We start from the raw sequence: 12,499 nt of genomic DNA on the forward strand, positions 1-12,499 counted from the left end.
AGTTGATGATTACTAGTTGGCGGATGAAGAGGATTGATGTCGGAACCATTGCCCCGGTGTCAAAACCAGAACCAGCCAGACCAAAAGCTGAAATCCATTGGCCCCGGGGAGGGACCATCCATAGCCGATGGCGATGGTGAGCAAACACAGGGCCACCGTGGTTGGCCAGCCTGGCAGCCCCATATGGCGCAAGCGTTTGCTCATCAGGTTGAGGCCCGTCAGGGTGATCAACAGCAAAGCCAGCAGTGCCAGTATCACCCCCGGACCGGTCAGGGCGGCGGTCAGTTCGGTCAGTTGGTCGGGGGCGGTGGGGTGGTGCTGCGCGTAATGCCGAACCCGCTCGCTGATGGCATAGCCCAGCGCCATCAGCAGCAGAAGCAGGCCCATAGTGAGCACCAGAAAGGGCAGGCGGGCCAGCTGGCCGGAGCCGGTTTCTCCCCATAAGGTTTGTCCTATCCTTGGTTGCATCGCGGCTCTCCTTTGCATTGCGATGAGTACAGCGCCAGCGTAGACCAAATCCGCGGGCCGATACAGCGACAGGCCAGCACGGTGTAAGCGAGACGTTGCGCCAAAGGTGTGCTGATGTCTCATTGTGGTGAACAAAGCCGTTGAAAGGCCGAATAAAACCCGATTTAATAGCGGCCAGAAACCAGTGCAATTGGCGCAGACAGGAGTCGACACGGTGCACCGCTTACGCAAAACATCATCGGCATGGCGACGGGCAATCAGCCTGCCGCTGTTGATGGTGTTGGCGTTGTCCCAGCTGTTTGCCAGTTGCCTGACTGCGGCAGTGGAATACCCGGGAGCTGGGCACCCATTGGGTGCCAATGTGGTGCACTGCCACCCGGAAAGCGGTGGGGAGGCCAAGCTGGCCCCATTGATGGATGTGGCCACCGGCGACCATGAGCACACGCCGCACTCTCATCTGCCTTGCCATCCACCCACAGAGTACCGCCTTCATCTGGCCCGTCCGGAAGGCAACCCTTTCCTGACCGTATCCGATAATCGCCCCGATCGTCGGGCGGCACCGCCTATCCCCCCTCCGAACGCCTGAACACACCTCCGTAATCCTGTGTTTGTTTTCCGGTATGGCCGTCGCCATACCGGCGTTTGGAGTCGTTATGTTTACGAAAAATCGATCGAGGGTGCCGCAGTTCGGCAGTCTCAAACGCCTGTGGCGTCCCCAGGGGAATCGCTGTGGTGGGATTGCGCTGTGGCTGATATCTGCCGTTGGCGTTGTTTGGGGGGCCCCCGTTCGGGCGGACACCGTCAGCCTCAGTACCGTGATGGAGCAAACCCTGCTGCACCACCCACAGCTTCAGTTATTTCCCCATCAACAGCGTATTGCAGAAGCGCAGGCGCTGCAGGCGGGGATCCGGCCCAATCCCAACCTGAGCCTGTCCGTCGAAAACGTGCTGGGCAGTGGCGAAGCCAGTGGTTTCAGTGGCGCTGAAACCACGCTGGCGATCAGTCAGTTGATTGAGTTGGGTGGCAAGCGTCAACGCCGTATCGAGTTAGCGGACGCGCAGCAGCGAGAGATGCAGCAATCCTATGAGCAGCAACGGGTTGAAGTATTGGCAGAAGCCACCCGACGCTACTACCGGTTGCTGCATGTGCAAACGCTGCTCGACTGGAGTGAGCGGCGGATGGCGTTGGAGCAGGACGCGCTGCAACGTATCCAGGCCCGCAGTCGGGCGGGGGCTGTGCAGCAGGCCGACGTTTCCGGTATGGCCCTGCAATTGGCGGAGTCGCAACTGCAGCACCGTCAGCTGCAACGGCAAGCGGAGTTGGCACGCTACCGCCTCGCGGCGATGTGGGCCGCCGAGCCCCGTTTTGAACGGGCACAAGGCAGGCTGCGACAGCCGAAAACGGTTCCGGCCCTGGCCGCGGTACTGGATGCGGTCAACCAGGCGCCTCAGTACCTGTTGTTGCTGGAGCAGGGCTACGCTGCCGCGGCCCAGAGCCGGCTGGCTGAGGCCAATGGACAGTGGGATCTCAATCTGGGTGTGGGGGTTAAGCGTGATGAAGCCAGCAACGATACCGGACTGGTTTTCTCACTGGATGTGCCACTGCAGCTCAGCCATCCCAACCAGGGCAACCTGTTGGCCGCCCGAATGGCGGAACAGCAACTGGCGCAACAGCAGCAGCTGCTGCGGGGGGAGTTGCGGGTGCAACTGATGGCGGTATACCAGTCGCTGCAAGCCCAGACCGATAAGGTCACCGCGTTGGACCACACCTTATTGCCCCTGGCTCAACAGTGGCTGCAGCAGGTGCAGAAGGCCTATCAAACCGGACAGCAAAATGTGCAGTCGCTGCTGGCGGCGCAATCCCGCCAGTTTGATCTGGAACGACAGCGCATCGACGCGCTGCATGCCATCTGGCTGCAACTGTTGGAACTGGAACGCCTGACCGGCCAAGCCTTGGCCCCATCCTCTTCGTCGCTGGAGACCGAATCATGACTTTTACTTTTTCCCGTGCGGCGGCGTTGCTGATGCTGGCTGCCACTGCTGTTATGCCCATGGCGACGTTGGCCGGGGGCAATCATGGTCACGATGACCAGCATGCTGAAGAGGCCGCCAAGGGCCCCAACGGCGGGACACTGCTGGAGCAGGGCGACATTGCCCTTGAAATCACCATTGTTGAACAGGGCATTCCGCCAGAGATGCGGGTGTATGCCTACCGTGATGGTCAGCGGTTGTCTGCGGATCAGTGGCAGGTGGCGGTGGAGCTGGCCCGACTTGGCGGCCAGACCGAACGGCTCAGTTTTGTCGCTGAGGGTGACTATCTGGTTTCACAACAGGTGGTCAGCGAACCCCACTCTTTTGATGTCGCCATCGAGGCGGAGGTGGCGGGCGAACGTTACCACTGGGACTACGAGTCGCATGAGGGGCGTACCACCATCTCCGAGCGATTGCTGGCGCTTTCCGGCGTGGAGACTGCAGTGGTTGCCCCCCGGCAGTTGCGCTTTACCGAGACTCTGTTCGGGGTGGTGCAGCCGGTGCAGGACCGGGTCTATTCGGTTTCTGCCCCCTATGACGGCATCATCGAAGCCCTCCACGTCAGCATCGGCCAGCAGGTCAAAAAGGGCGACACCGTAGCCACGGTGCGCAGCAGCGACACGCTGCAGCAGTATCCCGTTAGGGCGCCGGCCGATGGGGAGATTACCGCACTTAAACTGAATCAGGGGGACCACACCCGTGGCGGCGCGCTGCTGGAGCTGGCCGACCTGTCTCAGGTGTGGGTCGACCTCTCGGCGTTCCCCAATGTGCTGGAGAAGTTGCGGGTGGGCATGCCCCTCAGCGTTCTTACCATGCACGATGCCGAAGCGGGACACGATGGGGTGCAAACCACCCTCAGCTACATCGCCCCGACCATGACCGGCGGGCACATCGCCCGCGCCAGAGCGGTGATCGATAATGCCGATGGCCAGTGGCGGCCGGGCATGCACGTTCAGGCCGAAGTGTTGACCGAACAGCGACAAGTACCGATGGCGGTGAGTGTGGAGGCACTGCAGCGCTTCCGCGACATGGACGTGGTGTTTGGTCGTTTCGGCAATACGTTTGAGGTACGGATGCTGGAGTTGGGCGGTAACGATGGCCGTTATGTCGAGGTGCTCGGCGGGATCCGGCCCGGCACCGAGTACGTCACCCGCAACAGCTACCTGCTGCTTGCGGATGTGATGAAAGACGCTGCCAGCCACAACCACTAGGAGCCCCGTTATGATCGACAGCATTATCGCTTTCGCATTGCGACGGCGCTTTCTGGTGTTGGCCCTGACCCTGCTGATTGCCGGTGTCGGGGTGTACAACACGCTCAAGCTGCCCATTGATGCGGTGCCGGACATCACCAATGTGCAGGTGCAGATCAACACCGCAGCACCGGGTTATTCGCCGCTGGAGTCGGAACAGCGCATCACCTATCTGGTGGAGAACGCCATGGCCGGGATCCCGGCGCTGGACTACACCCGCTCCATCTCCCGTTACGGCTTGTCTCAGGTCACTGTGGTGTTTGAAGAGGGTACCGACATCTTCTGGGCACGACAGCAGATCAGCGAACGCCTGCAGGGGGTTCGCGCCGAACTGCCCGCAGGCATTGAGCCGATGATGGGCCCCATTGCCAGTGGCCTGGGCGAAGTGTTCACCTACGCCGTCCGTGCTGAGCCCAGGGCGGTGAAAGCGGATGGCACCCCCTATAACGCGGAGGATCTGCGCACCATTCAGGAGTGGATCATCCGGCCTCAGCTGGTGCAGGTGCCTGGCGTCACTGAGATCAACAGCATCGGCGGCTATGAGCGTCAGTATCAGGTGGCCCCCATTCCGGGTAACCTGCTGGCGTTTAAGGTCACCATTCAGGATGTGATCACCGCGCTGGAGCGCAACAACCTCAACGCCGGTGCCGGCTACATCGAGCGCAATGGCGCACAGTGGCTGGTGCGGTCGCCGGGCCAACTGGACAGCCTTGAGGCCATTGCCGATGTGGTGGTGGCCAAGCGGGACGATGCGCCCGTTCGGGTGCGTGACGTGGCGCGGGTGTTCTATGGCAAAGAGCTGCGTACCGGTGCCGCCACCCTGAATGGGGAGGAAACGGTACTGGGCACCGCCTTTATGCTGATGGGCGAGAACAGCCGCGTGGTGGCTAAGGCGGTCGGCCAACGTCTGCAGGAGGTCAACGCCAGTTTGCCACCGGGCGTGGTGGCGGAACCGGTCTACGACCGCACGGACCTGGTGGAGAAAACCATCGCCACGGTACAGACCAACCTGTTTGAAGGGGCGGTGCTGGTGATCGTGGTGCTGTTCCTGTTCCTCGGCAATATCCGGGCCGCGTTGATCACCGCTCTGGTGATTCCGCTCAGTATGCTGTTTGCCATCACTGGCATGGCCAGTAATCGGGTGTCCGGCAACCTGATGAGCCTGGGGGCGATCGACTTCGGCCTGATCGTGGATGGCGCGGTGATTGTGGTGGAAAACTGCCTGCGCCGGCTTGGTATGGCCCAGCACAGCCACGGCCGTTTGCTGGGACTGGAGGAGCGCCTGAAGGTGGTGTTTGAGGCCACCAAAGAGGTGTTCCGGCCTGCGGTGTTTGGCGTGTTGATTATTATGCTGGTGTATCTGCCGATCTTTGCCCTGTCCGGGGTTGAGGGCAAGATGTTCCACCCCATGGCCTTTACCGTGGTGGCGGCCCTGCTGGGGGCGCTGATCTTCGCCATCACCTTTGTGCCTGCCGCCATTGCCCTGTTTGTGAAAGGGCGCATCAATGAGCGTGAAAATGGGCTGATGCGTGGCGCCCGCTGGCTCTATGAGCCGCTGCTGAAACGGTCGCTCAAATGGCCGCTGGTGCCGGTGGTGCTGGCGCTCGCTCTGCTGGCGCTGTCGGTGCAGCAGTTTCGCCAGATGGGCAGCGAGTTCCTGCCCCAACTGGACGAGGGTGACATTGCGCTGCATGCCTTGCGGGTAACGGGCACCGGCCTGGACCAGTCGGTGCTGATGCAGCGCAAGCTGGAACAGGTGCTGGCGGAGATGCCGGAGATCGAACGGGTGTTCTCCAAGATTGGTACCCCGGAGGTCGCCACCGACCCCATGCCGCCGAGCGTGGCGGACACCTTCCTGATCATCAAACCCCGCCAACAGTGGCCCCAGCCGGACAAGACCAAAGTCCAGCTGCTGGAGGAGTTGCGGGCACTGGCGGAATCGGTGCCGGGCAACCAGTACGAGTTTACCCAACCCATCGAGATGCGGTTTAACGAACTGATCGCCGGTGTGCGAACGGACGTGGCGCTGCGCATCTATGGGGATGATCTCGATACGCTGCTGGCAGCCGGGGAACGGGCGGAACAGATCCTGAAACGGATCCCCGGCGCGGAGGACGTGCGGGTGGCGGCCCTGGACGGTTTGCCGATGCTGTCCGTGGAGCCGGACCGCAACCACCTGGCGCTACTGGGGTTGACCGTTGCCGATGTGCAGGCTTCGGTGCAAACCGCCATCGCCGGGGTGCAGACCGGACTGATCTTTGAAGGGGACCGTCGCTTCCCGCTGGTGGTGCGACTTGACCAGCCTCTGGGGGCCGACCTCAAGGGCCTGACCAACCTGCCCATCGCGTTGCCTGCAGAACTGAACCCGGACCTGAGCTATGTGCCATTAGGGGAGGTGGCCGAAGTGCGGCAGATCCAGGGGCCCAATCAGATCAGCCGCCAGAACGGCAAGCGGCACGTGGTTGTGACCGCCAATGTCGAGGGGCGTGACCTTGGCGGCTTTATCGCTGAGGCCAAGCAACAGATGTCTGAACAGTTGGCACTGGAGCCGGGATACTGGTTGGCCTACGGTGGCACCTTCGAGCAACTGGAGTCCGCCAGTCAACGCCTTGCCATCGTGGTGCCGCTGACCCTGCTGCTGATTTTTGGCCTGCTCTACAGTGCCTTTGGCTCCATGCGCGATTCGCTGATCATCTTCACCGGTGTGCCTTTGGCCCTGACCGGTGGTGTTCTGGCGTTGGTAGTTCGGGATATGCCGCTGTCGATCTCGGCGGCGGTCGGCTTTATCGCCCTGTCCGGCATTGCGGTGCTGAATGGCGTGGTGATGCTGACCTTTATTCGTCAGCTCAAGCAGCAGGGCATGGCGTTGCTTGACGCGGTGCAAACCGGTGCCAGTGCTCGTCTTCGCCCGGTGCTGATGACGGCACTGGTGGCCAGTCTCGGCTTTGTGCCCATGGCGCTGAACACCGGCACCGGCGCTGAGGTACAACGGCCGTTGGCGACCGTGGTGATTGGCGGCATTGTGTCCTCGACATTGCTGACCCTGGTGGTGTTGCCGGTGCTTTATCTGGTGGTGTACCGCCTGACCGGACGACGCCGGAGCGCGTCGGACACCGCATTGCCTGCACAGGCATAAGCGTAAGGAAAGCCGGGCATAAGCCCGGCTTTTTTTGGTCATCGGATGGCGTCAGATGTGGATTTGGTTAAGCACTTCAAGCAACTCCTGCTCCTTAAAGGGTTTGGTGAGGAAATCGTGAAATCCGGCTTGTTGGCAGGTTGCCCGCATCTCCCGGGTGATGTTTGCGGTCAGCGCGATTATCGGCATCGAAGGGTTAAGGGCGCGGATCTGACGGGTGGCTTCAATGCCATCCATCACCGGCATATGGATGTCCATCAGAATGGCATCGAAGGTGTCGCCTTCGGCGCGAACCCGCTCGACGGCCTGCTGTCCATTACAGGCAAGATGCACCTGCGCTCCCATCTTCTTCAGCAACCGCTTCATCACCAAACGATTGATGTCGACGTCTTCGACCAACAACAGGTTGAGCGGCTGAGCGATGTTGTCGGATTCGCAGCAGCTGGCTGCCGGATCGATGTTACGCAGAAAGTAAAAGGGGTGGGGCGGTAAGGTCTGCAGCACTTCGAGTTTGTTGTGGCGGCAGGGGGGAATGCCGTCGTTCGGTGTGCGGTCTGGCAGCAGGTAGAGTCGCTGAAAACTCGGGTGCGCCAGATAGGGCTGGATGTCGTCGATGTATTCCTGGCTGCACAACACAATCACCATCTGTTGGCTCTCCAGAATGGGCTGCGCTTGCGCCATTGAGGTATGGAAGCCCGCCAGGGTGATGTTGGCGAACTGCTCCGCCAGTTGGGCGATAACCCTGGGGTTCGGGTGCAGACAGAGAATGTGCAGATGACAATGGGACTGCGCGGCAAAGGTCGAGGCATTGGTGGGTACCTTGACCTGACCGGTTACCCGGCAGGTGGTGCCCTGGCCTTCAGCGCTCTCGATCTCCAGGCTTCCCCCCATGTGGTTGGCAATGCGCTCAATAATGGGGATGCCCAGCCCCGTACCGCCAAACTCTTTGGTGATGGACAGGTCAGCCTGTTCAAACGGTTTGCGGATGTGCTCGAGCTTGGAGGGACACATGCCAATGCCGGTATCACTGACGGTGATCTCAAGGGTGTGTCCATCCGGTACCGCCATGGTCAGCCGGATCTGACCGTACTGGGTGAACTTAATGGCGTTAGAGAGCAGATTAACCAAAACCTGTTTTAACCGAACTTCGTCGCCATACAGGGTTTGTGGCATGGCCCCAATGTCGAAACGGATGTCGTTGTGGTGGGCCAGGTTCTGGTTTTGCACCATCGAATAGACGTCGTGAAGCAGTGGCAACACATCGATGACGGCATTCTCGAGTACCATCTCGCCGGATTCGATCTTGGAAAAGTCGAGAATGTCGCCAATGATGCCGGTGAGATTGTTGACCGTATTGGCACAATGGTTCACGTACTCGCGTTGTTCCTGACTCAATCGCGTGCGTTTCAGCAGCGAGACAAAACCACTGATGCCATTCAGTGGGGTGCGAATCTCATGGCTCATATTGGCCAGGAACAGTGATTTGGCCTGGTTCGCGTGATTGGCCCTGGCGGTCAGTGCCTGATTCTTGTCTCTCTGCTCTCTGAGGCTGTCGATCAGGTTTTCGTTGTCCATCATTCCATACAGCACGGACGAACAGAGGTAATCCACCTCAACGAAATCGCTCTTTATCCGCTTGATTCGGGTCAGGCGCTGGCGAGTGTCGGGGATCTTGATCGCCCGGGACAGCTTCGAGATGGGTTTGCTCAGATTGCGGACGATCAGGTAACCGCCCAGCCAGAACACAAAACTGCTGATCAGCACCACGAGCAGGAACAGAATATTCAACCACTTGGCCAGCTGTTCCGAGTGCGCCTGATTGGCCTGCACCCGAGCGCTGGCCAGCGTGTCAAACTGCGCAATGGTGGCATCCAGTTGCTGCTTCAGGGCCCGATGTTGGTCGGAGGAGTAGATGGCGAGCACCGTATCTAATGCCATGGTGCCACGACGGTGGGAGGTCATGGCGTCGCGCTCCATTTCGAACAACTCGGTCTCTGTCGCGATGATAGTGGCCAACAGGACCCGTTCATCGGCGTTAAAGCGGTTCATGTCGATCAGTTCACTGTCGGTGTATTGGCCAGACTGCAGCGCGCCAATCTTGGCTTGTTCGTCGTGCACCAGAAACGGACGCATCTCTGCGACACTGCGGGGGGCTTGCCCCGTTTTAATGGCAACAATGGCGTTAAACCGGGCAAGGTGGCCAATGTCACCCGTGGCCAGATACAGGAAGGAGTGCTTGGTCAGGCGAGTGGAGTCGTATCGCAACTTCTCCGTCAGATAGGGGATCTCGATGCGCTCCTCGATCAGGGCGGAGGTGTTGCTTGATACCCGTATCTCCAACAGGTACACCACAACCAGGATGTAAATGAGCAGAAGCGACGTGGCAAACACCGCCAGGGTGAACTTTTCAATGCGCATTTTGGTCATTGAGGTGGACGCTTTCCGACAGTTGGCAGATGGCTTTGAGCTGGTAGCCCATCGACTGGACCGTGACGATCATTTCATTCTTGATTCCGAGTGAACGTATCTTGCCCCGGATCTTAGAGACGGTCAGGTCAACGCTGCGGCTGATGCCGTCAAAGTCGCGTCCGGTGGTGCTTCGGGTCAGAACATCGCGGTTCATGGTGCGGTTGGCGCTGGAGGAGAGCACCGACAGCGTGCGCGCTTCGATGCGGGTCAGATTGGCGGTACGGTCCTCAAACATGATGGTGCGGTTGGTGTAGTCGAACACCAGTCCGTTGTCGTACAGCCACAGTTTGTCGTTGGCCGCCATATGCTGCGGGTCGCTGCCCACGGAGATCTGGTTAACGGTATGCAGCAGCGGGATCAGGCCCCGATCTTTGGAGATGTACTGGTCACAGCCGCCCTGGTAGGCGAGGGTTTCAATGTCGAAACGTCGGTAGGAGGAGAAGACGATCAGGAACGCGGATGACAACAACCGAATTTTTGCGATGTTATCCAGTGGCGCATCGCTATTCAGCTCCAGGTCGAGAATGATGCAGCGAGGTGTCACGTTATTCAATTTAAGCATGGCGGAGCTTACGTCACTGAATGTGGTGACCCGATAACCATGACGCACAAAAAAGTGGCTAATCAATGAGGAGGACATGGTGTCATCCTCAATCAGAAATACGTCTTTATCCATGACGGCTCCTTATTCAACATTAAAAAACTTTATGGCCTGGTTGACGGGAATGGGTGGTTGATACCAGTATCCCTGTAGTCTGTTTGCCCCTAAGCTTATTGCCGTCAATTTATCCTGCTCCTGTTCAATTCCCTCAAATACCACTCGGGTCCCGAGACTCTGACAGGTTTGGCAGAAACGCAAAATCAGTTGGCGAACCTTATTCTCTTCATTAGCACGCTTTAGCATGCTTTTATCAAACTTAACTTCATTGAAAGGGAATTCCAGAAACTCATCCACGGTGGCCTGTGACAGATCGAAATCGTCAATGGAAATGCTGATTCCAGCTAATCTGAAGCCGATCAAATTCTGATAGGTGATATTGTCTCTGCTGAAACCGGTCTCGGTGACTTCCAGCGTGATCCGGCCGCACGGATAACCTTGCTGTTTGATGATCTGGATAACCCGGCTGGCAAAGTGCGCGTCCTCCAGGCTGCGGTAATCGATATTAAAGGAGAGCCTGGGTTGACTGCGGGTGTGGCGGTTAACCTCTTCAAGGGTCTGGCCAATGAATCGGTAGGTGAATGCGGTGATCTCACCGTTGGCGATCAACTGTGGGATCACTTGATTGGGCATCAGGATCTGGCCGTGTGGCCCCTTAAATCTTGCCAACACCTCGAAGCTTGTGACTCTGTCGTCCGTGGAATATTGAGGCTGATAAAACGCCAGGGTGATGTGCTGGTGGAAATCCGGATACGGTACGCTTGCGTCAACTTTCTTCGGGCCTTGCTGGCGGGTTGTGAACGCATTAATCCGCTCCAGAAGGTGGTGCAGAGGCAGGCTTTTGCTCAGGTTACAAACATTGCGGATCCCGCTGCTCTGGAACAGGTTGTGCACTGAGTGAGCGATGTCATCGCTGCAGGCACTGTAGATCACGACGCCGCAAAGGCCCGGCAGTTCAGCCAACTGCTGGCAGTGCTCATAGCCATTGCCAAAGTGGCCCAGTTCGACATCAATGATCACCACCAACGGCAGAGAATACCGGGTCGAAAACAGACTCTGAATACCCGATACCGCGCTGCAATGAAACTGACCCAGTCGTTGCAGTCGGTTCACCAGCACCGACTGTTGAAAGGGGTCGTCATTGACAATGACGATATGATGGGAGGCCGCATCGCTCACCAGACATCCTTTCGACGTTTAATGATGGAGAGATACTTATCTAACTCTGTACTGACGGCCCTTACCAATCGACTGACATTATTGTGCAGGGACTCATCATATTGCACAGTCCCCTGACGCAGTTGATTTTCGAACTGCGACAACTCATGAGCCTGTTCAGCAAAACCCAACAGGCCAATGCTGCCACAAAACATATGAATCAATTGGACCGCTTCCTGACGATCTTTATTCTGTGGCTCCGAGAGCTCTCTTAACGTATTGAGAATGGACAGTGAATACTCATTGAAGCCATTAATGGTTTTCAACATAAAGTCATAGTCCGAATCACACACTTCTTTGTAGAAATAATCGACATTAATACGATCGGTCATGAAACCTCTTAGTTACATCCCTGAGACACGGCCTTAATACTAGATACTTCGAGAATACAGTTCAATCCGGTTCAAGGGCTAAAGTTCGCCAATTTGTAACGTCTGCGTATTGTTCAAATGGCCCATTCGCATGCTGCTTATTTCTTAGCCGGATGGCTGGATGTGATTAATAGTTTGTGGTCATTGTTCCTGGTGATTATCAATAGTGGCAGAGTCGAACGTGGCCTGACTTCTTTGTATATTCTGGTACTTCTACTTATTAGGAATTATTAATTTACTTTAAGTTCGCGCTCACTGACCTTTTCCGAAAACCTCATTGTGGCCGTTCGGCTTTTGGGGCTTTGCTCCGCACTGACGTCTTTGGGGCAGGATGGGCATTCAAAGGGGAGTGACAGGATAGCGTGACCCCGAGCTATGGCATGGGGCCCTGGCATTATGGATGGCAAGCGTCGGGAGGGGGGGGGGAGTGTTCAGGGGAGAGTCACGGCAGTCCGGGTTTGCGGTATCGGTCGGCGTGACGTCAGCGCTGCCGATAATAGGCCTCTGTGGCGGCCAGAGCCACCGCCCACAGGCGTTCATCGTCACGCCGCATCGCTTCGGCAAAGGCAAAGTAGACCGCCATCTTCTGAATCCGTGCGGCGCGTTCCCGCTTGAAATGATGATGGTCAGAAGGGCGGTACATGGTCTGGTGACGGCGAAAATTGGCCCGTGCTTCGCTCAGCGAGTAATCGTGGTTGGGGCCGCCGCGTACCTCATTGGCGTCGTCACTGTCCTGGCCGTCATCTTCCCAGAAGCAGATAAGGCAAATCTCGTACCGTGCCCGCTCAGTCAGCGTCGGCATATGGCAGCAGGGACAGAGGTAGCGATCGCGGTAGCGGGCCCAAGGCTTCTCCCGGCTTGCCTGACTGCAGTAGCGAATAAACCAGTCGATGGACATA

General features: G+C 58.1%; 10 protein-coding genes. 4 read left to right on the forward strand and 6 right to left on the reverse strand.

The genetic code is table 11. The annotated features are described in order from the left end of the window. Positions 1-12: 12 nt before the first annotated feature. Complete coding sequence (locus tag FBAL_RS08335; RefSeq protein WP_013345156.1) at positions 13-468, reverse strand: DUF805 domain-containing protein; 456 nt, start codon at positions 466-468, stop codon at positions 13-15. Between the two features lie 214 nt (positions 469-682). Between FBAL_RS08335 and FBAL_RS20255 the strand changes: the two genes are divergently transcribed. The 4 genes from FBAL_RS20255 to FBAL_RS08350 all read left to right on the forward strand — a co-directional run bounded on the left by FBAL_RS20255 (position 683) and on the right by FBAL_RS08350 (position 6,884). After that, positions 683-1,054 (forward strand): hypothetical protein, encoded by a 372-nt coding sequence (locus tag FBAL_RS20255; RefSeq protein ID WP_013345157.1) that lies wholly within the window; start codon positions 683-685, stop codon positions 1,052-1,054. Positions 1,055-1,121: 67 nt separating this feature from the next. Further along, a complete protein-coding gene (locus FBAL_RS08340; protein WP_013345158.1) occupies positions 1,122-2,459 on the forward strand; it encodes a TolC family protein in 1,338 nt (445 codons plus the stop codon). Beyond that, positions 2,456-3,709: an efflux RND transporter periplasmic adaptor subunit gene (locus FBAL_RS08345; RefSeq protein ID WP_013345159.1), complete on the forward strand. Its 1,254-nt coding sequence runs from the start codon at positions 2,456-2,458 to the stop codon at positions 3,707-3,709. Before FBAL_RS08340 ends, FBAL_RS08345 begins: the two co-directional genes overlap by 4 nt. Before the next feature lie 10 nt (positions 3,710-3,719). Next, a complete protein-coding gene (locus FBAL_RS08350; RefSeq protein ID WP_013345160.1) occupies positions 3,720-6,884 on the forward strand; it encodes an efflux RND transporter permease subunit in 3,165 nt (1,054 codons plus the stop codon). Positions 6,885-6,935: 51 nt separating this feature from the next. Here FBAL_RS08350 and FBAL_RS08355 read toward each other — a convergent pair whose 3' ends face one another. The 5 genes from FBAL_RS08355 to FBAL_RS19560 form a co-directional block, all read right to left on the reverse strand. Next, positions 6,936-9,302, reverse strand: a complete 2,367-nt coding sequence (locus FBAL_RS08355) for a hybrid sensor histidine kinase/response regulator (RefSeq protein WP_013345161.1) — start codon at positions 9,300-9,302, stop codon at positions 6,936-6,938. Next, on the reverse strand, positions 9,292-10,029 hold the full coding sequence (locus tag FBAL_RS08360; RefSeq protein ID WP_013345162.1) for a response regulator transcription factor: 738 nt from the start codon (positions 10,027-10,029) through the stop codon (positions 9,292-9,294). The genes FBAL_RS08355 and FBAL_RS08360 overlap by 11 nt, the downstream gene beginning before the upstream one ends. Positions 10,030-10,038: 9 nt before the next feature. Then, on the reverse strand, positions 10,039-11,190 hold the full coding sequence (locus FBAL_RS08365; RefSeq protein ID WP_013345163.1) for an EAL domain-containing response regulator: 1,152 nt from the start codon (positions 11,188-11,190) through the stop codon (positions 10,039-10,041). Next, the gene (locus FBAL_RS08370) at positions 11,187-11,561 is read right to left on the reverse strand and encodes an Hpt protein (protein ID WP_013345164.1); all 375 of its coding nucleotides are present in this window, start codon (positions 11,559-11,561) and stop codon (positions 11,187-11,189) included. Before FBAL_RS08370 ends, FBAL_RS08365 begins: the two co-directional genes overlap by 4 nt. Positions 11,562-12,081: 520 nt before the next feature. After that, positions 12,082-12,498, reverse strand: coding sequence for a CPCC family cysteine-rich protein (locus FBAL_RS19560; protein WP_013345165.1), 417 nt, complete (start codon positions 12,496-12,498; stop codon positions 12,082-12,084). Between the last annotated feature and the right edge of the window lies 1 nt (position 12,499).

The sequence above is a fragment of the Ferrimonas balearica DSM 9799 genome (assembly GCF_000148645.1).
Lineage (GTDB): Bacteria > Pseudomonadota > Gammaproteobacteria > Enterobacterales > Shewanellaceae > Ferrimonas > Ferrimonas balearica.

What these genes read in the sequence shown, in the direction of transcription:
- FBAL_RS08335 (WP_013345156.1), bottom strand. Translation starts at nt 468, where the DNA reads ATGCAACCAAGGATAGGACAAACCTTATGGGGAGAAACCGGCTCCGGC.
- FBAL_RS08340 (WP_013345158.1), top strand. Translation starts at nt 1,122, where the DNA reads ATGTTTACGAAAAATCGATCGAGGGTGCCGCAGTTCGGCAGTCTCAAA.
- FBAL_RS08345 (WP_013345159.1), top strand. Translation starts at nt 2,456, where the DNA reads ATGACTTTTACTTTTTCCCGTGCGGCGGCGTTGCTGATGCTGGCTGCC.
- FBAL_RS08350 (WP_013345160.1), top strand. Translation starts at nt 3,720, where the DNA reads ATGATCGACAGCATTATCGCTTTCGCATTGCGACGGCGCTTTCTGGTG.
- FBAL_RS08355 (WP_013345161.1), bottom strand. Translation starts at nt 9,302, where the DNA reads ATGCGCATTGAAAAGTTCACCCTGGCGGTGTTTGCCACGTCGCTTCTG.
- FBAL_RS08360 (WP_013345162.1), bottom strand. Translation starts at nt 10,029, where the DNA reads ATGGATAAAGACGTATTTCTGATTGAGGATGACACCATGTCCTCCTCA.
- FBAL_RS08370 (WP_013345164.1), bottom strand. Translation starts at nt 11,561, where the DNA reads ATGACCGATCGTATTAATGTCGATTATTTCTACAAAGAAGTGTGTGAT.
- FBAL_RS19560 (WP_013345165.1), bottom strand. Translation starts at nt 12,498, where the DNA reads ATGTCCATCGACTGGTTTATTCGCTACTGCAGTCAGGCAAGCCGGGAG.